At 62.2% G+C, this 23,015-nt stretch carries 20 protein-coding genes; 11 read left to right on the plus strand and 9 right to left on the minus strand.

Annotated features, from left to right (window positions below; genetic code table 11):
* Positions 1-462 precede the first annotated feature (462 nt).
* Both EO99_RS0123855 and EO99_RS0123860 read left to right on the plus strand, forming a co-directional pair.
* Complete coding sequence (locus EO99_RS0123855; RefSeq protein WP_235776919.1) at positions 463-1,308, plus strand: helix-turn-helix transcriptional regulator; 846 nt, start codon at positions 463-465, stop codon at positions 1,306-1,308.
* 79 nt (positions 1,309-1,387) lie between these two features.
* Positions 1,388-2,287, plus strand: coding sequence for an SDR family oxidoreductase (locus EO99_RS0123860; RefSeq protein WP_037112867.1), 900 nt, complete (start codon positions 1,388-1,390; stop codon positions 2,285-2,287).
* 181 nt (positions 2,288-2,468) lie between these two features.
* Here EO99_RS0123860 and EO99_RS0123865 read toward each other — a convergent pair whose 3' ends face one another.
* The gene (locus EO99_RS0123865; protein ID WP_029621072.1) at positions 2,469-3,527 is read right to left on the minus strand and encodes a LacI family DNA-binding transcriptional regulator; all 1,059 of its coding nucleotides are present in this window, start codon (positions 3,525-3,527) and stop codon (positions 2,469-2,471) included.
* Positions 3,528-3,657: 130 nt separating this feature from the next.
* Here EO99_RS0123865 and EO99_RS0123870 point away from each other — a divergent pair, with 130 nt between their 5' ends.
* The 6 genes from EO99_RS0123870 to EO99_RS0123895 all read left to right on the plus strand — a co-directional run bounded on the left by EO99_RS0123870 (position 3,658) and on the right by EO99_RS0123895 (position 9,864).
* Positions 3,658-4,692, plus strand: a complete 1,035-nt coding sequence (locus tag EO99_RS0123870) for a Gfo/Idh/MocA family protein (RefSeq protein ID WP_037112871.1) — start codon at positions 3,658-3,660, stop codon at positions 4,690-4,692.
* A 9-nt stretch (positions 4,693-4,701) separates the two neighbouring features.
* Positions 4,702-5,604: a sugar phosphate isomerase/epimerase family protein gene (locus tag EO99_RS0123875; RefSeq protein ID WP_029621074.1), complete on the plus strand. Its 903-nt coding sequence runs from the start codon at positions 4,702-4,704 to the stop codon at positions 5,602-5,604.
* 61 nt (positions 5,605-5,665) lie between these two features.
* Positions 5,666-6,898 carry an ABC transporter substrate-binding protein gene (locus EO99_RS0123880; RefSeq protein ID WP_029621075.1) on the plus strand — a complete coding sequence of 411 codons (1,233 nt, stop codon included), beginning with the start codon at positions 5,666-5,668 and terminating at the stop codon, positions 6,896-6,898.
* Between the two features lie 154 nt (positions 6,899-7,052).
* The gene (locus EO99_RS0123885) at positions 7,053-7,955 is read left to right on the plus strand and encodes a carbohydrate ABC transporter permease (RefSeq protein WP_029621076.1); all 903 of its coding nucleotides are present in this window, start codon (positions 7,053-7,055) and stop codon (positions 7,953-7,955) included.
* The gene (locus tag EO99_RS0123890) at positions 7,952-8,779 is read left to right on the plus strand and encodes a carbohydrate ABC transporter permease (RefSeq protein WP_029621077.1); all 828 of its coding nucleotides are present in this window, start codon (positions 7,952-7,954) and stop codon (positions 8,777-8,779) included. Before EO99_RS0123885 ends, EO99_RS0123890 begins: the two co-directional genes overlap by 4 nt.
* Positions 8,776-9,864, plus strand: a complete 1,089-nt coding sequence (locus EO99_RS0123895) for an ABC transporter ATP-binding protein (RefSeq protein WP_029621078.1) — start codon at positions 8,776-8,778, stop codon at positions 9,862-9,864. Before EO99_RS0123890 ends, EO99_RS0123895 begins: the two co-directional genes overlap by 4 nt.
* Before the next feature lie 206 nt (positions 9,865-10,070).
* Here EO99_RS0123895 and EO99_RS0123900 read toward each other — a convergent pair whose 3' ends face one another.
* Complete coding sequence (locus tag EO99_RS0123900; protein ID WP_029621079.1) at positions 10,071-11,159, minus strand: nucleotidyltransferase family protein; 1,089 nt, start codon at positions 11,157-11,159, stop codon at positions 10,071-10,073.
* Positions 11,160-12,499: 1,340 nt separating this feature from the next.
* Between EO99_RS0123900 and EO99_RS28545 the strand changes: the two genes are divergently transcribed.
* The 3 genes from EO99_RS28545 (at position 12,500) to EO99_RS0123940 (ending at position 14,624) form a co-directional block, all read left to right on the plus strand.
* Positions 12,500-12,631, plus strand: a complete 132-nt coding sequence (locus EO99_RS28545; RefSeq protein ID WP_268871324.1) for a hypothetical protein — start codon at positions 12,500-12,502, stop codon at positions 12,629-12,631.
* Between the two features lie 1,015 nt (positions 12,632-13,646).
* A complete protein-coding gene (locus tag EO99_RS0123935) occupies positions 13,647-14,003 on the plus strand; it encodes a hypothetical protein (RefSeq protein ID WP_029621082.1) in 357 nt (118 codons plus the stop codon).
* 3 nt (positions 14,004-14,006) lie between these two features.
* The gene (locus EO99_RS0123940; RefSeq protein ID WP_029621083.1) at positions 14,007-14,624 is read left to right on the plus strand and encodes a PIN domain-containing protein; all 618 of its coding nucleotides are present in this window, start codon (positions 14,007-14,009) and stop codon (positions 14,622-14,624) included.
* A 373-nt stretch (positions 14,625-14,997) separates the two neighbouring features.
* Here the strand turns inward: EO99_RS0123940 and EO99_RS0123950 are convergent, their stop codons facing one another.
* From EO99_RS0123950 to EO99_RS0123980, 7 genes are all read right to left on the minus strand, one after another.
* Entirely contained in the window at positions 14,998-15,723 is a 726-nt protein-coding gene (locus EO99_RS0123950) for an SDR family oxidoreductase (protein WP_029621084.1), read from the minus strand.
* Positions 15,724-15,754: 31 nt separating this feature from the next.
* The gene (locus tag EO99_RS0123955) at positions 15,755-17,386 is read right to left on the minus strand and encodes an FGGY-family carbohydrate kinase (protein WP_029621085.1); all 1,632 of its coding nucleotides are present in this window, start codon (positions 17,384-17,386) and stop codon (positions 15,755-15,757) included.
* Positions 17,387-17,460: 74 nt separating this feature from the next.
* Positions 17,461-18,192: an SDR family oxidoreductase gene (locus tag EO99_RS0123960; protein ID WP_029621086.1), complete on the minus strand. Its 732-nt coding sequence runs from the start codon at positions 18,190-18,192 to the stop codon at positions 17,461-17,463.
* 36 nt (positions 18,193-18,228) lie between these two features.
* Complete coding sequence (locus EO99_RS0123965) at positions 18,229-19,215, minus strand: ABC transporter permease (RefSeq protein ID WP_029621087.1); 987 nt, start codon at positions 19,213-19,215, stop codon at positions 18,229-18,231.
* Positions 19,205-20,707 carry a sugar ABC transporter ATP-binding protein gene (locus EO99_RS0123970; protein WP_029621088.1) on the minus strand — a complete coding sequence of 501 codons (1,503 nt, stop codon included), beginning with the start codon at positions 20,705-20,707 and terminating at the stop codon, positions 19,205-19,207. Before EO99_RS0123970 ends, EO99_RS0123965 begins: the two co-directional genes overlap by 11 nt.
* A gap of 67 nt (positions 20,708-20,774) precedes the next feature.
* Entirely contained in the window at positions 20,775-21,686 is a 912-nt protein-coding gene (locus EO99_RS0123975) for an ABC transporter substrate-binding protein (RefSeq protein ID WP_029621089.1), read from the minus strand.
* Positions 21,687-21,793: 107 nt separating this feature from the next.
* Positions 21,794-22,678 (minus strand): AraC family transcriptional regulator, encoded by an 885-nt coding sequence (locus EO99_RS0123980; RefSeq protein ID WP_029621090.1) that lies wholly within the window; start codon positions 22,676-22,678, stop codon positions 21,794-21,796.
* Between the last annotated feature and the right edge of the window lie 337 nt (positions 22,679-23,015).

Below are 23,015 nucleotides of genomic sequence, written 5' to 3' on the forward strand. Positions count from 1 at the left end.
TCGGAGTCCGCCGGATCCTTCTGGCCGGCGGGTTCCCGGGCCTCTCAAGGGCAAAGACGCCGTTCAGGCGGATGACCCGGCTTTTGCGTCAACGACATGTTGTGCAACAAAGGTTGCCGGGCGCCGAATAGACCCAGAAAATAACGCCGAAGGAAACCACGCCGAATGATGGACACCGCTCCCCACCGCCGTTGTCGACGATCACGGGGATCGCCGCGACCTTGTCGGCTGGCAGACAATCATCCGGGCTTGAAAGCAATCGTGCGGCTATCGCCGACCCGACTGGAAGACCACAGGTCGGATGCGACGCAGCCGCTTCACTGGCGCTTATAGGGCATGGGCTCGGCAGCGCACGAACCACTCCCATGACCGGTACTGGAGTTGGACGACACCTGTCTTGCTGCAGGAGTGAACGGCCCCCGGCATCGCCAACGGGACATGAAGAGGAGCGCGGTAATAACCGTGAGCACGAACAATACGAGCGCCTTGGAGACGCTTCCTGCTTTCCTGCGGCGATGTCGCGAGCGGCTGGATCCCGCCGCGTTCGGGCTTGGCGGCGGCAAACGCCGCACGCCCGGCCTCAGGCGGGAAGAGGTTGCGCAGCGGGCCAATGCCAGTGTCACCTGGTATACCTGGCTTGAGCAGGGACGCGAAGGAACGCCCTCGGCCGATATGCTCGATCGCCTGTCGCGGGCGCTCGCGCTGTCGGCCGACGAACGGGAGCATCTGTTCCTGCTGGCGCAGCACCGGCCGCCGTCCGTCGGACGTGCCACCGCGCAGCCCTCGATGGGCAAGCTGCAGGGCGTGCTGGATTCGCTGAGCGGGGCGGCGGCATTTATCAAAAACCATCGATGGGACGTGCTGGCGTGGAACGAGCCGGCTTTGGCAGTGCTGACCGACTACACCGCGCTTCCTCTCGATCAGCGCAATATTCTCGAGATCCTGTTTTGTCGATCCGAGCCACGGGCACGCTTGCCGATGTGGGAGGTTGATGCGCGCGCCGCCATCGCGGCATTTCGGCGTGACGTGGCTCGCGTCGGTGCGGGTGGCGAGGTGCAGCCGCTGATCAGCAGTCTGATGGGTCGCAGCGAGTGCTTCAGACGGTTCTGGGACGAAGGTATCGTCGCCACCCTGGCCGAGGGACGCAAGATCGCCGTACTCCCCCGTATCGGCCGCATTAATCTGGACTACACTGCATTTGGGGTGGAAGGCGCGCCGCACCTGAGCATGGTCGTCTACACCCCGGTCAGCGACAGTGACCGGGCCGTGCTGGAAGCAGCGGTCGCTGCCCACCGATCGGCCAGGTAGCCTGCCTACCGGTATAATGTCACGGCTGTTCCCGACGGTCTTAGCCTGTCAGAGGTGTCCTGAGAAGAAGGAGATCTCGATGCGGATATTTGTGACGGGAGCAACAGGTTTCATCGGTGCGGCGGTGGTCGGGGAACTCCTCGACCGCGGGCACCTGGTTCGCGGCCTTGCGCGCAGCGATCATTCCGCAGCAAGTCTCCTGGCGCGAGGGGTCGAGGTGCACCGGGGCGACATCGCCGAGCCTGCCAGTGTCGTGGGTGGTCTTACCGGCGTGGATGCGGTGATCCACACCGCCTTCGATCACGATTTCTCACGCTATGTGGACAATTGCCGATCCGACGCGCGTCTTCTGGAGACGATCGCGGGTGCGCTCGACGGCTCGCACACCGCGCTTGTGGCGACGTCGGCGACGACGGTCGTTGGCCCTGGCCATCTGGCGACAGAAGAGGAGGACGGGGAACCGGCAAACCCGCGAACTGCGTCGGAAGAGGTGCTCCATCACGCCGCCCGTGGGCTGGCTGTCAGCATCGTCCGGCTTCCGCCGTCTGTATACGGGCGCGGCGACACCGCTTTCATCCCGGCGCTGATCGCGCTTGCGCGACAAACCGGTGTCTCCGCCTATGTCGGTGACGGAAGCAATCGCTGGCCGGCGGTTCACCGCGATGATGCGGCCCGCCTGTTCTGCGATGCCGTCGAACAGGCGGGCCTCGGCCTGCGCTACCACGCCGTTGGGCACCAGGGCATCGCGCTTCGGGCGATCGCCGATGCGATTGGTGCGGGAGCGGATGTGCCCACCCGCAGTCTGACGCAACAAGCAGGATCCAGGCATTTCGGCTGGCTGGCACGGTTCGTGACGATCGATGCGCCGGCTTCAGGCGCGCAGACCCGCGCGACCACCGGCTGGACGCCGCGCGAGAAAGATCTGTTCGAGAGCCTCAAGACGGACGGCTATTTCACTCCCCTGCAACAGGGAGGATAAAATGATTGGCGCTCCCAGGAGGTCGAGGGGGCCGAAGGATCGCCGGCGTTGGTTCTCGGGCCCGGATACCACTGTCGCCAGCCGGGCCTCGCGCTTTCCCTGACAGTGGGACTTGTAATCCGTCCGTCAACTGTCACATATGAAACGACAGATGACGCAAGAGAGGTGTGATGACCTGGGTTCAGGCTAAGGGGGCCCTCTCAGATCGTGATGCCCGCGCGGCGCCATCGCTCTCTCCGCCAACCAGCGTCATCGGCCACAGCGCCCGCATCGGCCGATGCTGATAATACTGCGCATAGGCAGGCATGGACGCCAGCAGTGTTTCGGCCAGCGCAATTCCCAGGTCGCGCAGGGACAGGCTGAAGGCGGTGAGCCGCGGCGACAGGAAGTGGGAGTGCGGGCTCTGCTGGCCGATCACGGCGATGTCGCGCCCTGGAACCATCCCCGCCTCGTCGAGGCCGCGATAGAGCCCCGTGGCGATTGCCTCGTTGATCAGGAGAATGGCGGTGGGCCGCTCCTTGCAGGCCAAGAGGTCACGGGCGATCTGGTAGCCGGCGGTCTCGTTTGGCGCCGAACGGAAGATATGCTCCTCGGCAAGGTGCAGGCCGTGGCGGGCGAGGACCTCGCGGCAGCGCTCGACAATGATGTATCCCAGGTTTATGTCATCATGCGGACGCGTGATGGCGATGCGCCGATGGCCGCCGGCGATAAACCGCTCCATCGATGCTTCCGCCATGCCTTCGAAGTCAAGATCGATCCATGGCTGTCCGACATCGGTGAGGCTTCGCCCAAGCGTGATGAAGGGGATCTTTCGCTTGGCAAGCAGGTCGAAGCGGGGATCGTGTCGGCGGGTTGCCGAAAGGATGATGCCATCAGCAAACCCGCGCGCGACGATGCGCTTGAGGTATTCATCCGGATCCTCTTCCGAGGAGCACAGCAGCGCGACAAGGTCGAGCTTGTGGCGGGCAAAGACGGCCTGCACGCCGTCGAAGACGCTCATGAAGAAGGTGTCTCCCTCCCCGGTGATCTCGCGTCCGGTCTGCATCATGAAGCCGATCACGCCGGTCGAGCCCTTGCGCAGCGCCCGTCCCGACTGGTTGGCCACATAGCCCAGCACCTGAGCCGCTTCGAGGACACGCTTGCGGGTATGCTCGTTGACGTCGGGCTTGCCGTTGAGTGCGCGCGACACCGTGCCGATTGAAATATTGAGGTGATCGGCGAGCTGGCGGATCCCTGTCATTGCGCGTCGGCCCTCCCCTTGCAAAAACCCCACACCCCCTATTGACAGAAAACCCGTCGCACTCCTAGTATCGTAAACGTTTACGGAAGCTGTATTGAGGAGATCCGGCTTCCGCCGGAGGAGGAGAGAAGTGACGTACACGGCAGTCTTGTGCGGATGCGGCGCTATGGCCAAAGGCTGGCTGAAGGCGCTGCAAACGAGCCCCAGCCTTCGCGACAGCGTGACCATCGTCGGCCTTGTCGATCTCGACCGAGCCAACGCTGACAACCTGGCGTCGGAGTTCGATCTTGGCGGCGTCGAAACCGGCAGCGACCTTGCCGCCGTGCTGGCCGCCACGCGCCCCGACATCCTGCTGGACATCGTCGTGCCGGGCGCGCGTCGTGACGTTGTCGCCACCGGGCTCGCCCATGGATGTCATGTCCTGAGCGAAAAGCCGATGGCCACCTCACTTGAGGAAGCGCGCCAACTGCTTGCGCTCGCCGAAAGTGCGGGACGGTTGCATGCCATCGTGCAGAACCGCCGGTTTGTTGCCGGCGTGCGGCGCGTGCGCCGGATGGTCGAGGAGGGCGCGCTCGGCCGCCTGACCGGACTGCACTGCGACTTCTTTCTGGCGCCGCATTTTGGCGGGTTTCGCGAGCAGATGGACCATGTCCTGCTGCTCGACATGGCCATCCACACCTTCGACGCGGCGCGTTTCATCTCCGGCAAGACGCCGCTTGCCGTCTATTGCCAGGAGAGCAATCCGCCCGGCTCCTGGTACCGGCATGGAGCGGCGGCGAATGCCATTTTCGAATTCTCCGACGACGTCGTCTTTACCTATCGCGGCTCCTGGTGCGCCGAAGGGGCCGCGACGAGCTGGGAGAGTGCCTGGCGCATCATCGGCACGAAGGGCACCCTGCTGTGGGACGGCGGCGACAGCTTCGAGGCCAACGTCGTCGCCGGCAGCGATGGCTTCCTGCGCCCCGTCAAGCCCGTGCAGATACCGCCACCGGAAGATGACGCCGACATCCACGGCCATGCCAGCGTCATCGAGGATTTTGTCACCGCGATCGGCACCGGCAGCCGCCCGGAAACCGACAGCAGCGACAACATCATAAGCCTTGCCATGGTTTTCGGCGCGATCGACAGCGCCCGCAACCAGGGCCGCGTCACCATTGCAGCATAGGGATATCTCATGAGCGACCCCGTCACATCCATCCGCATCGGCACGATGGTCAGCGCCACCAAGGGTGATGCATCCACCCGCATCGGCCAGATTGCCGACATGGGTTTTGAAAGCTTCGAGCCGTTCTTCTGGCAGACCACCAACGGGCAGGATCTTGCCGATCTGGGCAAGCGCTGTGTCGAGGCGATCGGTGACAGGGACATCACCATCTCGACGATCGGCATGTTCGGCAATCCACTGGAGGAAGGCGACCTGGATCTCCAGACACTGCAGGGCTGGAAGGACTGTATCGACAACGCCCATCACTTCGGCGCCACCTGCGTTGCCGGCTTTACCGGTCGTGTGCGCGGCAGGCCGCTTCCCGACAGCCTCCCGAGATACAGGCAGATCTGGAGCGAACTTGCCAAACGTGCCGCAGACAAAGGCGTCAGGATCGCCTTTGAGAATTGCGCCATGGACGGCAACTGGCAGACCGGCGACTGGAACATCGCCCACAACCCCGATGCCTGGGAGCTGATCTTCAACGAGACGCCGGACGAGCACATCGGGCTGGAATGGGAGCCCTGCCACCAGATGGTCTATCTGATCGAGCCGCTGCCGCAGATCCGCAAGTGGATCTCGAAGATATTCCACGTGCACGGCAAGGACGCCACGATCCGGTGGGACGTCATCCGCGAGCACGGCATCTTCGGCAAGGAGAAGTTCGTCTTCATGCGCACGCCGGGCTTTGGCGACAGCAACTGGACCGACATTATTTCCGAGCTCAGGCTCGCCGGCTGGTCCGGCTCCATCGACATCGAGGGCTGGCACGACCCCGTCTATCGCGATGCGCTGGAAATGACCGGCCAGGTCCATGCGCTCAACCATCTGAAATCCTGCCGGGGCGGGTCATTCGTCCACGATCCGGTCTGAGGATGCATGCCGTCCGGCATGGAGGTGCCGGACGTTCACGGGATAACCAACGGAGGAGATCATGGCTATCCGCAAACACGCAGTGCTGGGTGCATTCGCACTGGCAACGGTTGCAATGACGAGCATTTCGGCCTGTGCCGAGCCGGTGACGATCCGCGTCTGGGCGCTCGACCGGGATATCCAGCCGGCGCCCAACCTCATCGACGACTTCAACGCGCTCGACACGGACATCAAGGTCGAATACCGGCAGATCCAGTTCGACGACGTCGTCAGCGAAGCGATGCGCGCCTATTCCACCGGTCAGGCGCCGGACATCATCGCCGTCGATAATCCCGAGCATGCGCTGTTTGCCTCGCGCGGTGCGTTTCTCGACCTCACCGATCTGATCGAGGGGTCGCAGGTGGTAAGCACCGACAACTACTTCCCCGGGCCGCTGGCGTCGACGATCTGGGACGGCAAGAACTACGGCATTCCCAAGGCCACCAACACGATCGCGCTCTACTACAACAAGGACATGTTCGCGGCCAAGGGCCTGGACCCCGACAAGCCGCCGCAGACCTGGGAAGCCTTCGTGGAGGCCGCGCGCACGCTCACTGACCCCGCCGCCAACGTCTATGGCCTGACCTTTTCCGCCAAGGCCAGCGAGGAAGGCACGTTCCAGTTCCTGCCGTGGGCACAGATGGCGGGCGCAAGCTACGACAACATCAACACCGACGGCGCCGTCAGGGCGCTCGACATCTGGAAGACCATCATCGACGAGAAGCTCGCCTCTCCCGATACGCTGACGCGCAGCCAGTGGGATGCCACCGGCACATTCAATTCCGGCAACGCAGCCATGGCGATTTCGGGGCCATGGGAGCTCGACCGGATGGTGGCCGAGGCAAAGTTCGACTGGGGCGTGACGCTGCTCCCGGTCCCCGAGGCGGGCGCCGAGCGCTCGTCGGCAATGGGCGATTTCAACTGGGCAATCTTCGCCAACAGCGAGCACCCGCAGGAAGCCTTCGAGGTCCTTGAGTATTTCGTCTCGCAGGACGACCGGATGTTTGCCGACTTCGGCCAGCTGCCCGCCCGTTCCGACATTGCCATTCCCGAGACGGGTGAACCGAAGAAGGATGCGGCTTTGAAGGTCTTCGTCGAGCAGTTGCAATACGCCAAGCCGCGGGGCCCCCATCCGCAATGGCCGAAAATCTCCAAGGCAATCCAGGATGCCATCCAGGCGGCACTGACCGGCCAGATGTCATCGAGGGACGCGCTCGATCAGGCCGCCGGAAAGATCAAGGCGGTTCTCGACTAGCGGCTGTCCGGCTGCCGTGGCCGACACTGCCCTGGCCCGTCTGTCAAGGCATCGGCCGCCGCCAGCAGCCGGCCGGCACTGAACGCAACAGGTTCCTCCCGGGCGGGCTGCCGCGCGCGAATGCGCGGCGGCCCCGAGGGAGGCGGAGGACACCATGGCGCGACTTTTGTCCAGCATCACCGACGGCAGGGGCTTTGACATCGCACTCGTGACGCTGCCCCTTGCCTTCCTGCTTTTCCTCTCTGGCCTTCCCCTTCTCTACAACGGGATCATGAGTTTCCAGGAGGTCGACATGTTCAGCCTCGGCACGCTCTGGCGACCGTACGTGGGCTTTGCAAACTACCGCGATCTTCTGGCTCAGCCGGAGACGCTCCCGATCCTTGCCAATACCGCGGTTTTCGTGGTCGCCTCGATTGCCGGCCAGTTCGCCATCGGCTTTGGCCTGGCGCTGTTCTTCTGGAAGAGTTTTCCGGGTGCGGCATGGCTGCGCGGTCTCTTCCTCGTCTCCTGGGTGATGCCCGGTCTCGTCGTCGGTGCCATCTGGAACTGGATTTTGTCGGGCGACTTCGGGGTCTTGAATTTCATCCTGCGCGAAAGCGGCCTGATCTCGAGCAATATCTTCTGGCGCTCGGACCCGGACTTTTCCCTGTGGGCGGTGATCCTTGCCAATATCTGGCTCGGCACCTCGTTCAACATGATCCTGCTGTCGGTTGGTCTCTCTTCCATTCCCGGCGATCTTTACGAAGCCGCAGAACTCGACGGCGCCAATGCCTGGCAGCGCTTCTGGACGATCACGCTGCCGATGATGCGTGCGTCGATCGGCGCGATCATCTCGCTGGGCCTGATCTTCACGCTCCAGCAGTTTGACCTCTTTGCAGCCATCACCTCCGGCGGCCCCAACAACGCCTCCAACGTCGCCCAGTACTGGGCCTGGGACCTGTCGTTTCGCCAGTACGACTTCGCCAAGGGCGCCACCATCTCGGTGATCATGATCGTCTTCGTGATGATTGCCTCGGTGGTCTACGTGCGCTCGACACGTCATGAGGTGCGCGGATGACCGGCAGGCTCCAGGACAGACTCATGCTCGCCGCCGCGCTCGTGCTGGCGGCAATCTATCTGTTTCCGCTCTACTGGATGTATATCACCGCGTTGAAGTCCGGCTCCGCGATGTTCTCGACCCCTCCGGACTTCTGGCCGCGCAATCCGCAGTGGCAGATCTACGGTCAGGTCTGGGAAAGCCGCAACATGGGCCGCTATATCTGGAATTCGCTGGTGATTGCCTGCGGGTCGGTGGCCGTCGTTGCCATGCTCGGCACGGGCTGCGCCTATGTGCTTGCCCGCTACCGCAACGGATGGGTCGACGTCGGGCTGTTCCTGGTCCTGATGCTGCAGGTCCTGCCCGCGTCGCTGATGATCACGCCGATCTTCGTCGGTTTTTCGCAGATCGGACTGCTGGGCTACCCTCGCACTGCGGTCGTTCTGGCGATCGCAGCCAAGAGCATGCCGTTCTTCATCGTGCTGGTGCGGGCCACCTTCATGAGTGTCCCGCAGGAACTTGAGGAGGCAGCCCTGGTCGATGGCAATTCGCGCATCGGTGCCTTCCTCCACATCGTGCTGCCGCTGGCCCGCAATGGCATCCTCGTCAGCGCGATCCTGATCTTCATGCAGGCGTTCGGGGAGTTCGTCTATTCCAAGTCGATGATCCAGGCGGTCGAACTGCAGCCCGCCAGCGTCGGTCTCAACGCCTTCATGGGCCCCAATACCAACGAGTGGAACAACATCATGGCCTACGCCACCATCTATGTAACCCCGATTCTTGCGATCTTCGTCCTGCTGCAGCGCCGCATCGTCTCGGGCCTCACGTCGGGAGCGCTGAAATGAGCGATCAGATCGAACTGTCCGGCGTCAACAAATACTACGGCGCCTACCACGCGCTGAGGAACATTGACCTTACGATCCGCAAGGGCAGCTTTACGGCGCTTGTCGGCCCCTCCGGTTGCGGCAAGTCCACCCTCTTGCGCTCGCTTGCGGGTCTGGAGAGCATCTCCACCGGCACACTGGCCATTGCCGGACAGGTGATGAACACGGTGCCACCGCGCAAGCGTGACATTGCCATGGTATTTCAGTCCTATGCGCTCTACCCGCACATGACGGTGGAGGAAAACCTCACCTACAGCCTTCGCATCCGCGGCACGCCGAAGGCAGAGGCCAAACGGGCGGCGGCCGAGGTTGCCGCCACCACCGGCCTTTCGCCCCTGCTCGGCCGCTACCCGCGCGAGCTGTCGGGCGGCCAACGGCAGCGGGTGGCCATGAGCCGGGCGATCATCCGCAATCCCAAGGCCTTCCTGTTCGACGAACCGCTCTCCAATCTCGATGCCGCCTTGCGGGTCCACATGCGCAAGGAGATCCGCGCTTTGCATGATCGGCTGGGCGCCACCTCCGTCTATGTCACCCACGACCAGATCGAGGCGATGACCATGGCCGATCATGTGGTGGTCATGCGCGCCGGCGTCATTGAGCAGCAAGGTCGCCCGCTTGACCTCTACGACCGGCCGGTCAACAGGTTCGTGGCCGGCTTCATCGGCTCTCCGGCGATGAATTTTGTCCCGGCGATCGGCGGTCCGGACGGGCGCTCGCTTGTGCTTGACCTCGGCGAGCGCCAGACGGTCGCTCTCGGCTACGGGGTCACCCCGGGGGCGGCGATGACCGCCGGCCTGCGGCCTGAACACATCAGCATCGCCGCTCCCGGGGCGGGGCGTTTGAAGGTCGCGGTTGCGACGGTGGAATCCACCGGGTCGGCAACCTATGTCACCACCGCCACGACCCCCGAGCTTGTGCTGGTTGTGAATGGCAGGGCAGACCTAAAGGTCGGCGATGAGATCGGTCTCGACTTTGCACCGGCGCAATTGCACCTCTTCGACACGCGCACCGAGCGGCGGCTTGAGGCCATCGACGACGCTGCCTAGCCCGGGATGACGAGGTAAACCATCGGGAGCGTTGGCGATCTATGCGTAAACATGCGGCGCTGCGCGTGCAGCGACGACAGTTGCCGGGGGTGTCAGGCCACCAAGCCTTGTCCGGTGCCACGGAAAGCGAAAGTCCCGTCCCCGGGATCTGTCGCTGCAGGGGCTTTGAACCGTCGGTTCCCCATGCTGCCCGCGCCGCGTCTTCCTTAAAACGGCATCGTGACGTCCTCGCCGATTTGGGTGCTTCCAGTCCTGAGACAGTCCCTCAGACGGCTCCTGTCCTCCTCGGTCATCAGCGCCGCCCCAGCCCTGATCCCTTCCTGCCAAGCCGGTCCCCGCGCCCAGGCCTCGTTGTAGACGAGTGCAAGATCAGAATGGCGCCGTGCCTGGGAAAGGGCCTCGGTGAGCAGGACAGATTGCTGGACGTCCTTGTCTCTCTTGATCGCCCCCTGCCCATGAGTTCGACGCCTCGACGCAACGATGAGCTTGTGAACGGCATATCGCTCGGGTGCCGGGACAGTGACAGGCACGCCGGCCTTGTGGAGCAGGACCGTTCTAATCGGGTCACGAATAAGGAAGTCTAGGAACCGCAAAGGATCCGCGGTGGCTCCGCCAAGAGCAGGCATCCGGGATGGCTTATCGATGTAGTCGTCGCTGCCTCTGTTCGAGGTCAGGAACTCGACGCGGTAGCCGGTGTCGGTTTGGAAGGCGCTCGCGGCGGCAGTTCCTGATCGGTGGGGTACCGGCCGGAATGTAGGATCGACACCCTGCAGCAGGTCGACGATAGGCGGCAAGCTGTCCTTCACCTCCTGAGAGATTGCGAAGTCTTGCGCGACGTCGGCATCGCCGGTCAGGAGCGCGGCCATTGGCAGCCGCACCCCCAGGATTCCAGCGTAGGTCTGGAAAGCCACCGTGCCGATCAGGAGACCGCGGAGCCGGAAGAGGCCTCCGGCCGCCAGTGCTTCGACGATGTCGCCTGTCAGCGTGTCGGGTGCATTCATGCCGCCTTCGCGGGTCAGGCTGGTGACCATGCGCCGCCGAGCGCGATAGTCTTCCTTGTCGCGTTTGAAGTGCTGTACCCGCTTTGTAATCTCCGGATCTTCGACAGGACCGACGTAGCGCCGCGACTTGCTCCCTTTGCCATCGGGGAGGTCAATATACCAGTACCGCTTGTCCTTGACCTGCGCGGTGATAAAACGGCCTTCAGGCGGGAAGTCGGCTGTCCACGCGGCGTCCATAGACCGCTGTACCAGCTCCGCGAGCATGGTCTGATACATGAGATCAATCGTCTTCATGGCCGGCTCCCAAAGGTTGTTACCGTTTCCCCAAAAAGGTAATAACCGGCAGGTGGGCAGCGGCGCAAGTGGCTTCAAGGGTGGAGCGCAAATCGTGATGGGCTTTCCAGGGCCGGGGCGCCGAGGCGATGGTCCTGCTGGTGCTCATATCCTCAAGAGAACGGAGTCCATCGTCGCCTGCGGAAACGGCACCGGACCGGCAAACTGGGCATGGGCACCACGCGTCTCTCTGCAGGCGTCGACCGGCTGCAACAGCCCTGGCGCGTGGTGGAGCGCCCCCATAGGCGGCTTGCGCGATTGACATTTGTCGCCAGCCACCCGAACAGGATCTCCCTGCCCCTTCCGCTGCTAAAGTAACGGGCGTTAAGGTACAGGCTGGTGGCGCTGGTGGCGATCGCATCGATCCGATCGCCGCACCACCACGATCGCGTCTTCCAGGGCAGCGATTCCAGCCAGTCGGACAGGGCCGATGGCGCGATCTCGGCGCCGGAGATCGGGTAGAGCGGATGGGTGCCCAGGATTTCAAGCGCATAGCCGACCGCCAGCACGTTATAAAGCGCCGCAGGGTCATCGAGAATGCCATGTCAGGATCGGGTCTTCGGCCCGGATCCGGGAGAAAGCTCGTCGCCGACTCCTGCAGGGCCTTCGACCCCAACCTGTACTGCTCGGGTCGAGGCTCCTGGTTCACGTGAGCGAGTCGCTCTCGTGCATCAGCTGCGCCAGGTCGTGGATGAGCCGGTGCAGTCGATCGCGCCCGACATCCGCGCCATCTCGGTCGAGAGAGCGCAGGACGGAGCGCAGGTGTGCATTCTCTTCCCTTGCCTTTTGCCGTCAAGCGGGTGTGCTCCGCCGCGAGGGGCAGGTTCATGGTGTTCTCCAAGCTATGGATGACCTTGATCAGCTTCGCGCAAGGCTTGCGCAAGATTGAGAGACAGCTAATTTAGTGGCCGCAGTTGCGGCTCAGATCATGAGGATCAGGCAATGCAGTACGATTGGTCGGGCGCTCGGGCGCGTCGTAGGCGGCGACTGAAGCTTGCGATGTATATTCTGGGCGCCGCCGTGGCGGTGACCGCTCCAGTGTTTGTATTGCCTGGTTCGGATTTCACGCCCCTTGCAGAGGCTGTGGCAAACCTTGGAATGTCCACGCCCAGATAACGCTGGCTGGGTTCGCTCGGTTCATGGTGGTGTTCCTTGGCGGGAGGCTCGCTCCGCTGACGCGGTTGCACCCTCCAGCGTGCGTTGTTACAAGCTGCAACGCAGCGTTATTTGTCTTGCAGAACTCGCTCCGCTACATGCAATCGCCTCGCCGTGGCATTGCGGCCTGACCGATGAGGCATGAGATGCAAAACGAAGCGCAGCGCGAAGACGGGGACGAGACCGTTGGTCCTGACAAGGAGACAGAGCTCTTCGATCCCTGGCAGCAGGCATTCAGCGAAGAACTCAAACGCCAACAGCAAGAGTTCGATTTCTAAGGCCGCATCAACCTGCAGCCGGCCCGATGACACTAGAAGCCCGCCTAGACGCAGGGTCAGAATCGGCGGGCTGCGCTGGCATCAACATCCTCGCCCTTGCGAGAAATCCTGCTCCACCGTCGTCACCTGATAGATGCCGCGGTGGATTAAGTGGTAGCCGGCCGGAATCCGAATGGAGTCGTTCGCCGGGGAATAGGCCGGCAGCTTGCCATCTGGGCTCAGGACCACGATCGACATTCCAGCGGCGGGCGGCAAATGATGTCAGCTTCGTACCAACTGGTCCGCCTCTGTAAGAAAGCCATCGGCAAGCCGTATGATCTCGTCAGCGTAACGGATGGCCTCAAAGCCGATCCAGCCAGCTTCTTGCGCAGGATGGTCTGTTGGACCTTGCTGCAGGCTGAAACCGTGAACTGCGCCTCGAACGCCATTCGCAGCGCCTTGCGGGCCACGTTGAGCTGAGCCGACGACGTCAGCCGTGATTCCATATTCCCCGTTGCCGGTGGGCTTCGTCAGTGCGTGCTGTGAGCAGCCAGCATAACAGCCGATAGGGCTTCGTTTGCAGGGAGCCTACCTCGTGCGCGGCCCGACACGACTGCCAAGCCATTCGCCACCTGCCGGTGTTCTGCTCCCGCTCGTGGGCAAGTCAGTTCATAGCCTCCTCGGTCGAAGAGAGTGTAATCCGGATCCGTCCGTCTTGGAAAACGACGGGTTCTTTCCAACGGGTTGTACGCATGTTCGTCTACCTGACAGGGTCTTGCGCTAATTTCCCAATTCCGCTCCCGCTCTTTCATCCCTGTCCCCGAATTCTGTGGGGGAGCAGAATGAACAAGAGTAGCGGATTGCTCATCCCTTCCCTGGGCGTCTAGGTTTTTCGGAATTGGTGAAGCAACAGCCACCAACAAAGCGGGTCTTCAGGCTTAAGTGGCATGCGTCATCGATGAGTGAAATGAACTCACCTTGTAGATCGCTGCCTTCGCGGGTATATAGAAATGGTGTATTTCTATAGGAGCGTGTGATGTCCTCTACAGTTTCGGCAAACGTCGATGGCAGAACGGCCACGAAATTGAAGATGGTGGCTTCGATGGAAAACAGGTCTGTATCAAACGCGGTTTCCAGCGCGATCACCGTATTCGTTGGGCTTCCCAAGGGTGTTCGGGATTTCTTGCTCGAGTTGAACGCACAGAATGACCAGGACACCATCATCAGGCTTGGCCGCGAAATGATGGCAGCGGCGGCGCGGGTTCGTCTTGAGAAGGCAACCAGTGACCTGGCATCCGAGCATCGGTTCGGGGGGCCAGAGGAGGCGTCCAGCGAGATCGACATGTTGGAAGAAGCGACGGCCCTCACCCGTGCTGCCGCGCACCGGAAGTAGGCCATGGACCGTCCTGTCCGGGTGCTGCTCGACGTCAATGTCTTCGTCGGCAACATAATGGCGCGCGACCGTGGTCACAAGGGAACTGCAACCCAGACCTTGGTGTCGATGGTGAGCAGCCAAAAGTGGGGCATAGATGATGGAGCTCAGCTAGTCATCTCGTTCGAGATGATCGAAACCCTCGAAACGGTTCTCCGGCGACTGAAATTCACAGAAGACCGCATCAAAGCATATACCGGCTCCATCATCGATATTATGAAATATGGACCGGATTCGCTTGATCCCTATCTGATTTTGGGCGGCCAAGAGCGCTTCGCAATGTCTGACGTAGAGGATGCAGGCGTGTTGGCTACGGCCTTCGGTGCCGAGGCCGACATTCTTGTTACGGACAATCTGATGGATTTCGCCACCAAGGATGCTTCTGTCGTGGACACGCAAGTGGTGACCACGACGTCTTCGGGACGGCGAACCCTACGGGCTCTGAGATATGAGATCGGTAGAGCGGATCTCATTGTCGCGCACCCGTTTGATGTGATGCAATGGTTGCGCTTGGGCTATGATTTCAGGCCGGGGACCCTCTGGAACGCCATTCAAAGGCCTGGCAATGAACCTGGCCTATGATCTTATTTTTGCAGTTCTGGTGGCACTTGCTGCACGGGTGCGGGCATTTAAAGCATTGATCCGATACCAATCCTCCGTTCGTGCATAGCTGATGTGCGGTATACGCGTTTGCATGTGGGGATCTGGCAGACTACATCCCGGTCATCGAGATCGTTCTCCTCCTCCCAATCGATCTCGAGCCGACGGCAGCCGCCCTCCTCCCAGGCTGACGTCAACATTCGAAGCCCGTCGCATCTCCTCCCGCGGCGGGCTTTCGTTTGTTCTGGTCAGGCATTGCGTCGAGGCCGGCACGATTTGTATTCTCCCAGCTGGACAATGACCGTGGACAACTGCAGTCGCCTACGGTGCCGTCCTTTGGGATCGGGACCCCATGTCATACGGCGAGGAAACCGCCGTCGACATTCACGACAGCACCAGTCACCATGGCCGTGTCGGGAGAGAGCAGCATGGCGATGGTCTTGGCGACATCATCGACTTCGGCAAACCGACCGAGTGGATGCCGGACCATCATCGGCTCAGACTTGGTCGGATCGCTCCACGCAGCAACAGCGAGCTCTGTCAAAGTGATCGTCGGCGCGACGGCGTTGACCCGGATGCTGTGCGGCCCAAACTCCTTGGCAAGCACCCGCGTCGCCCCCTCCAGGCCGGCTTTGGAGGCTGCGTAACACAGGTGTTCGGTAAAACCGCGATGCCCGGCGATCGAGGTGATGTTGACGATCGCACCGCCTCCCCCGGCAGCTACTCTGGCGCGGCCGAACGCCTGGCAGGTGATCAACGCAGCGCGCAGGTTGATGCCCATGACCTTCTCATACCCTGTGTCTGTCATGTCGAAGCTGGACTCCAGCACGTTGGTGCCAGCACTGTTGATGAGGAAGTCTGCTGTTCCAGCCTCGGCCATTGCCACGCGAGTGGCATTTGGATCGGCGAGATCTACCGCAATCGAGCGGCCGCCGATCTCGTCGCGCAAGCTGTCGAGGTCGGATTTTGTGCGGCTAAGGGCAATCACGTCTGCGCCCCGAGCTGCCATGAGCTGCGCGCAAGCCCGCCCGATACCCTTGCCGGCACCGGTAATGATCACTGACTTTCCTGAGAATTGCACGATGGTCTTCCTCACACGCGGGTTGGGCGCCTTAGGCAGTTGCTGCCAGCAGCGGCTGCATTTCGTCCCGCACCTGACGGGCGAGCGCCTGAATCTTCAAGAATGCCTGATATCGGGCCTGATGGAGAGCTCCAATTGCACCGGTCTCCGGCTCGCAGCGGCCGATGACCGCCGACATGGCCGGCATTGCCGTGGGGAGGTCGCGATAGGTTCTGGAAGCGACTGCGGCCAGCATGGCGGCGCCGAGAAGAACCGGCTCTGGAGAGGCAGTTACCTCGACCGACCGGCCTGTTGCATCCGCGAGCAGTTGGCGGGCCAGCGGATGGGTACCGGCCCCTCCCGAAATAGAGATCGTCGAGATCTGAACTCCGTTGGCAGCCTGTGTCTCGATGATCTGGCGCAGCCCGTATCCCAGGCCACAGAGCCCTGCCACATAAAGTGCCACGAGACTTTCGGCGCCATCCTCCATGCCAAGGCCCATGACGACCGCGCGCGCCGACGGATCTGCAAAGGGCGCGCGATTGCCGAGAAATTCCGGTACCACCTGCAACTGCCCGGCCAGGTATGGCGCTTGCGACGGCCTGCCGGCGGATGCCAGGGCCCGCTGTGCGAGCCACTGCGGCAAGCTCACCCCGTTGCGACAGGCTTCAGCCCGCGCCGTCTCGCCGTAGGGATGCAGCTTCAGTATCTGGTCGATCGCCGCGCCGGCGGCAGACTGGCCGCCTTCGTTCAACCACATGCCGGGCACCATGGCAGAAAAATACGGCCCCCAGACGCCGGGAACAAACCGCGGTTCGGCGGTCGTGGTCATGGTGCAGGACGAGGTCCCGAACACGTAGCCAAGGCAGGAGGATGCGTCTTCAGCTCCTCCCCGAGCGGCCACCGTGCCGATCCCGCCCGCATGGGCGTCGATCAGTCCTGCCCCGACAGCGGTTCCCGGGCTCAGCCCCATCGCCGCCGCGGCCGCCTGGCACAACCCGTCTCCCAGCGCCGTGCCAGGATCAACGACATGGGTCCCGATGCGCCGAAAGCCGTCATCGGCGAGATCGTCAAGACCGATGCTGCGGAAGTAACTTTCGTCCCAACGGGACGCGTGGGCGAGATAGGTCCACTTGCAGGTGACGGTGCAAGAGGACCGATCCAAGGCGCCGGTGGCCTTCCAGGTCAGGAAATCCGTGAGATCGAAAAAGTTTTCGGCACTGGCGTAGATGTCGGGCAGGGTCTCCTTCAGCCACAACAGCTTCGGCGTTTCCATTTCTGGTGAGATGACGCCGCCCACATAGGCAAGCACCGCGTGCTTGGTCGCATTGATCCGGCGCGCCTGCGCGACTGCGCGGTGATCCATCCAGACGATGATGTCGCGTTCAGGATGCGCCCGATCGCCAACGCCCCCTGATGCGCCCTGCACCACCAGAGAACAGGTCGCGTCGAAACCGATGCCGGCGATGGCCTCGCAAGGCACGGCCGCAAGCGAGACGGCGTCTTTGACACAGGCGCACACGGCGTCCCAGATCTGGGCGCTTGACTGCTCGACATGACCCCGGTCATCCCGGAAGATGAGGATGTCATGTTTGGCGACCGCCAGCATCTCCCCGCTTGCATCGAAGACGCCGGCGCGCGCCGAACCTGTCCCAACGTCAACGCCGATCAGGTATCTGTCCATGCTACCCCCCTCCATCGTGTCACCGTCGCCGAGCCGCCGGGGTGGCCCGGCGATGGGCTGAACTGGATCTGACCTCAGACCCGATCGAAATTTGTCGGCAGGACGAGCATGTCGCGGATCGTCACGTTGCGATCGCGGGTGAGGATGTATTCCACCGCGTCCGCGACCTCGCCTGGCTCGATGATGCTGCCCGACTCCTTTGCCTTGCGCAGGTTCTCTTCCGGCCAGTCGGCGAGCAGTGCAGACAGAACGGGGCCAGGAGAGACCTGCGACACGCGCACCCCGTGCGGGATCATCTGGCGACGCATGGTCTGCACGAAGCAGGTGACGGCCCATTTGGAACCCGCATAGACAGGCTCCCAATAGGTTGGATAATGCCCGGCGATGGAGCTGGTGACGATGATGTCGCCGGTCTTGCGTTCGCTCATGTGCGGAACCACCGCATGCACGTTCTTCATCACGGCGTTGATATTGAGGTTCAGCATCCGGTCGATGTCCTCGGCCGTGGTCTCGGTGAGGTCGCCGCCAATATAGGTCCCGGCGTTGCAGTAGAGGATGTCGATATGGTCGACCTTCTGCAGGATCTCCGGGATCATTGCCGCGCAGCTCTCGGCATCGAGCAGGTTGGTGACCTGCGCGATCGCCTTGTTTCCGAATTTGGCGACGAGATCGTTCAACGCCTTCTCGTTCCAGTCGACCATCACGACTGTGCAGCCGTTTGCCAGCAGCTTCTGCGTCGTCGCCAGGCCAATGCCCGAGGCAGCACCGGTAATGACGGCGGTTTTGCCTTCCAGTGATTGAGTCATGCGTATTCTCCCGTGCTTTAAGGGGTGGGTATCTGGTCAGCGCCATTCGCGGGCGATGTAGATGGCGAGAAGGATGATGAAACCGCGGATGATGTCCTGCAGGTATGGATTGATCCCCATCAGGTTCAGGCCGTTGTTGAGAATGCCGAGCAAGATCGCGCCGATGAGGGTTCCAAGGACGAGGCCCCGCCCCCCGGCGATCGCCGTGCCACCCAGCACGACGGCAGCGATCGCATCCAGTTCAAAGCCCACCCCGGCGTTCGGTTGACCCGACATCAGCCGTCCCGTCAGCACGATGGCGGCAAGGCCGGCCGTCAGGCCCGAGATCGCGTAGACTGCGATCTTGATGCGGTTCGTCTTGACGCCGGAAAGCCTCGCCGCTGTCTCGTTGCCGCCGATCGCATAGACATGCCGACCGAACGCCGTCCGCTCCAGGAGCACCCACGCCAGGGCATAGACGATCACCATCGCGATGACCGGGACGGGGATCATGCCGATGCGGCCGACGCCGAACCAGGAGATCCAGGACGGCAGGCCCGAAATCGGATAGCCGCCCGAATAGATCAGGCCGGCGCCACGGGCGATCCCCATCGTCGCAAGCGTCACGATGATTGCCGGCATGCGCCCCCAGGCAACCAGCAGGCCGTTAAACAGCCCAAGCCCCACAGCGATGCCGACGCCGGCAAGCAGGCCGACATATCCCGGCATGCCGGAGTTGATCATAAGACCGGCCGCCATGGTGCCTGCAAGCGCCATCACTGCGCCGACCGACAGGTCGATGCCGCCGGTAAGGATGACGAATGTCATGCCGACTGCGAGGATGGCAACGATCGAGACCTGTCTGAGGACGTTGAGGATGTTGGAGACAGAGAAGAAGTTGTCGGAGGCAAACCCCATCAGGATGGAAACGACGACAAGGCCCGCAAGCGGCAAGGCCAGCGGCGAGTGGATGATCGACTTCCAGAGGGGCGTGGAGGAGGCCTCAGCCTGCCCGCCGGTCGTCGCGTCCGCATCATGTGACATGTTGGATCCTCCCGGTGGTTGCGTGGGTCATGATCTGCTCGGAGTTTATGGCTTCGCCTTCGACGGTCGCAACGATGCCTCCGGCGCGGAAGACGCAGACCCTGTCGGACATGCCGATGACCTCCGGCAGCTCCGATGAAATCATGATGATGGAGTAGCCCCTGGCGGTGAACTTCCGCATGAGCTGGTAGATCTCGGCTTTGGCTCCGACATCGATCCCGCGGGTCGGTTCGTCGAAGATCAGCACTTTCATGGTGTGGTTGATCCAGCGGGCGATCACCACCTTCTGCTGGTTGCCCCCCGACAGGTTGTCGACGCGCGTATTGGGGCTTGGCGCCTTGACCCTGACCTGCTGCATGGCGGTGCGGGCATCGTCGAATTCCCGTTTCCGGTTGATGAAAAAGTGGCCCAGCAGGTATTTGCCGTAGTTGTTGAGCGAGACGTTGTGCAGGATCGTAAAGCTGGTGATCAGCCCCTGCTCCTTGCGGCTTTCGGGCAGCAGGCCGATACCGGCAGCAAGTGCTTCCGAGGGGTCCTTGAAGCGTATGGCCACCCCGTTCATCGACAGCTTGCAGCGGGCCGCCCGATACGCTCCGAGCATCGAGAGGGCTGTTTCTGTTCGTCCCGAGCCGACAAGACCCGCAAAACCGAGTATCTCGCCAGCCCGCAGGCTGAAGCTCGAGACCGGACCGTCTTTCGCCAGCTGAACCGCTTCCACGTGAAGGACAGTCCTGGCATCGGAAGGAAGCGTTGGTTTGGGGGGAAAGCTGCTTTCTATCCGACGGCCGACCATCATCTCGACAAGTCGCGGCTGATCCACCTCGCTGACGGCGCAGGAGGAGACGTATGCGCCGTCGCGCAGCACCGTGACACGGTCGCAGATCTGGAAGATCTCTTCCAGATGATGAGAGATGAAGATGATCGAGACGCCCTTGCCGCGCAGGCTGCGCATCACCTGGAACAAATGCTCCACCTCGGCGGGCGTAAGGGTTGCCGTCGGCTCGTCGAGGACAAGAATGCGCGCCTCGAGGGCAAGTGCCTTGGCGATCTCCACGAACTGCTGCTCGGCGACGGACAGATGGCGAATGGGCACGTCGAGCGCAATCGTGACGCCGAGCTGGCGCATGATGTCTTCGGCGCGCCGACGCATGGCGGCACGCTTGAGGAAGCCCAGTCTGTTCTTGACTTCGCGCGCCAGAAACATGTTCTCGACCGCGTTCAGATAAGGGACGAGGGAGAACTCCTGAAACACAACGCCGATGCCGGCGCCGATCGCCTCGTTGTAGTCGCTGAACTGGCGCACTTCGCCATTAATCCGGATCTCACCCGCGCTCGGCTTGAGAATGCCGCACAGGATCTTGGTCAGCGTTGATTTCCCGGCGCCGTTCTCCCCCAGAAGAGCGTGAACCTCGCCAGCCTGTACCGACAGGTCCACCCCGTGCAGGACCTCTATGTTGCCGAAGCTTTTCTTGATGCCACTCAGTTGCAGCATTTGCTTCCTCTTGCGTTGGTCAAAGAGAAGTCGCCTCCGCCCGCCGGGCGGAGGCGCTCGGGAGGCGCTACCAGCTGAAGTCGGCAGCGTTTTCCTTGGTGACCGGGCGCACGTCGATTGGCACTTCCTTGGGGACAACACGGGCGCCCCACATCTGTGCGAGCGCCATGGCAAGGCCGACCCGCACCTGGTCCCGGGGGAACTGCGCGGTTGTCTGGACGAAGGCTGTTCCTTCCGCGATCGCCTGAACAGCTTCTGGCGCTCCGTCTACCGAGGTCAGCTTGATATCCTGCCCGGATCCCTGAATGGCCGCCAATGCACCCATGGCCCCACCGTCGTTGACCGAGAAGATTCCCTTCAGGTTCGGGTGGGACTGGATCATGTTCTCCACGACCCCGAGGGCGACGGAGCGGTCCTGGCGGCCGTTTTGGGTGTCGACGAGCTTGATGCCCTGATGTTCGCCAAGCGCCTCCTTGCAGCCTTCGACGCGCTGCAGGATCGGCACCACCGGGATGCCGTCAAGGATGGCGACCTCGCCTTCGCCGTTCAAGGCTTCGGCAAGCGCCTTGCACGACTGATAGCCCGCATCCTTGTTCTTGGAGCCGACAAAGGTGTCCACGGGTCCACTGGCATTTGCATCGACAGCCACGACAATGACGTTTTGAGCCTTCGCCGCGTGAACAGCGGCCTCGACACCGGCGGAGTCCGTGGGGTTCAGAAGCAGGATGTCGATGTTCTGCTGCAGCATGTCCTCGACGTCCGAGATCTGCTTGGCGACGTCATGGGCGGCGTCGGTTACGACCACCTCGGCACCGAGGGACTTTGCCGCCTCGTCGAGGGCCTCCTTCATCGAGACGAAGTAGGGATTGTTCATTTCCTGGAAGGTCATGCCGATCTTCAACTGGCCGTCCTGTGCAAGAGCCGGCGCTGCGGCGAGCGCAACAGTGGCGATCGAAAGTGCACTCAGTGCTTTTCTCATCTCATTCTTCCTCCCTTTTGGACGCTGCGGACAAAGCCTGTCCGTTTCCGGAAGGCACCACGCCTCCCGGATTCCTGTTCCCCAAGATGGGGCTATGGCCGATGTTGTTAGCCGGCGGCCTTGAACGCTCCGTTGGCGTTGAAGGTCGCGCGGAATTCAGAGGGCGACATGCCCTTGAACCTCTGAAAATGTCGATTGAAGTTCGAGAGGTTGGAAAAGCCGATTTCGTAGCAGATCTCGGCGACCTTCACCTCCGGATGGGATACGAGTGCCCGGCAGGCCAGATCAACGCGCAGCTGGTTGCGGTAGCGGACGAATGTCGAGCCGGTGTGGCGTTTGAAGGCGCGCGAAAATGAGCTCGTGCTGTGTCCGACGATCTCGGCGAGCTCTCCCTCATCGATATCGTCGGTGAGATGTTCGCGCAGATGCGCGATTGCCCTGTTGATGCCGCTTTCATTGATATCGGACAGGTCGAGCTGATAGCTCAGGCTGGCCAGAGCTTCCGGCCGCGGCGCCTTGGTGAGGATGTCGAGGATCTCCCAGAACAGCGATAGACGCATGATACCGCGCGCCTGTATCAGCCTCTCGAACAGGGGGCGGATCGCTCGGCTCGTGTCGCTATCGAACAACAGCCCGCGGCGGCTGCGCTCCAGGAGAGGCATGACGGCCTCCATCTCCGCCATTCCCGCAATGCTGTCGTCAACGAAGCTCTGCGGGAACTGTATGACCAGGGAGCGGACCGGAACGACTTCGTTGGCGGAAATCTCGGAGATCCAGTTTTGAGGAAGATTGGGACCGGTCAGGATAAGCTGGCCGGGCTCGAACCGCCCGATGTGGTCGCCTATGTAGAAGCTGCCCGATGTTGCCACGACCAGATGAAGCTCGTACTCCGGGTGATAGTGCCATCGTACGGTCCGAAACGGATAGCCGTGCATCCAGGCGGCGAAGGATTCGCCTTTTCGGATATGAACAAGTTCAAGATCGGGCTGCACCGCGGTCTCCTCCCAGAGCGCACAATTTCCGCAGAACCTGCAGAACTCCTCTTCCGCAAATCCCATGCTATGGCGCAGCATAGACGTGTCTCGGCAGGCCTATCTACATCATGGCAGAAGATTCACTGATACTTTTTTGCCCCTCATACTCAGACCCTTGGCACTGCTGCCCTTAGCCGTCGCGTCGACGCTGCGAAGCGCTATCCGCAGCCATTGCTCCAGTCTGAGACGGATCAGACAGCCTGATCGCAATGCGCCGTCCAAGGGAGCACGCACGACGGATCTGGCATCATGTGAACTTGACGGCGAGCGGTTTCCTCGAATTAGATCTGCCAAG

Origin of the sequence: Pseudorhizobium marinum, from assembly GCF_000705355.1 — a bacterium.
Lineage (GTDB): Bacteria > Pseudomonadota > Alphaproteobacteria > Rhizobiales > Rhizobiaceae > Neorhizobium > Neorhizobium pelagicum.

Bases quoted from the DNA above. Each gene is read 5' to 3' on its own strand.
- EO99_RS0123975 (WP_029621089.1), bottom strand. From the start codon at position 21,686: ATGAGAAAAGCACTGAGTGCACTTTCGATCGCCACTGTTGCGCTCGCC.
- EO99_RS0123960 (WP_029621086.1), bottom strand. From the start codon at position 18,192: ATGACTCAATCACTGGAAGGCAAAACCGCCGTCATTACCGGTGCTGCC.
- EO99_RS0123875 (WP_029621074.1), top strand. From the start codon at position 4,702: ATGAGCGACCCCGTCACATCCATCCGCATCGGCACGATGGTCAGCGCC.
- EO99_RS0123880 (WP_029621075.1), top strand. From the start codon at position 5,666: ATGGCTATCCGCAAACACGCAGTGCTGGGTGCATTCGCACTGGCAACG.
- EO99_RS0123935 (WP_029621082.1), top strand. From the start codon at position 13,647: ATGTCCTCTACAGTTTCGGCAAACGTCGATGGCAGAACGGCCACGAAA.
- EO99_RS28545 (WP_268871324.1), top strand. From the start codon at position 12,500: ATGCAAAACGAAGCGCAGCGCGAAGACGGGGACGAGACCGTTGGTCCT.
- EO99_RS0123860 (WP_037112867.1), top strand. From the start codon at position 1,388: ATGCGGATATTTGTGACGGGAGCAACAGGTTTCATCGGTGCGGCGGTG.
- EO99_RS0123940 (WP_029621083.1), top strand. From the start codon at position 14,007: ATGGACCGTCCTGTCCGGGTGCTGCTCGACGTCAATGTCTTCGTCGGC.
- EO99_RS0123900 (WP_029621079.1), bottom strand. From the start codon at position 11,159: ATGAAGACGATTGATCTCATGTATCAGACCATGCTCGCGGAGCTGGTA.
- EO99_RS0123890 (WP_029621077.1), top strand. From the start codon at position 7,952: ATGACCGGCAGGCTCCAGGACAGACTCATGCTCGCCGCCGCGCTCGTG.
- EO99_RS0123895 (WP_029621078.1), top strand. From the start codon at position 8,776: ATGAGCGATCAGATCGAACTGTCCGGCGTCAACAAATACTACGGCGCC.
- EO99_RS0123865 (WP_029621072.1), bottom strand. From the start codon at position 3,527: ATGACAGGGATCCGCCAGCTCGCCGATCACCTCAATATTTCAATCGGC.
- EO99_RS0123955 (WP_029621085.1), bottom strand. From the start codon at position 17,386: ATGGACAGATACCTGATCGGCGTTGACGTTGGGACAGGTTCGGCGCGC.
- EO99_RS0123970 (WP_029621088.1), bottom strand. From the start codon at position 20,707: ATGCTGCAACTGAGTGGCATCAAGAAAAGCTTCGGCAACATAGAGGTC.
- EO99_RS0123965 (WP_029621087.1), bottom strand. From the start codon at position 19,215: ATGTCACATGATGCGGACGCGACGACCGGCGGGCAGGCTGAGGCCTCC.
- EO99_RS0123885 (WP_029621076.1), top strand. From the start codon at position 7,053: ATGGCGCGACTTTTGTCCAGCATCACCGACGGCAGGGGCTTTGACATC.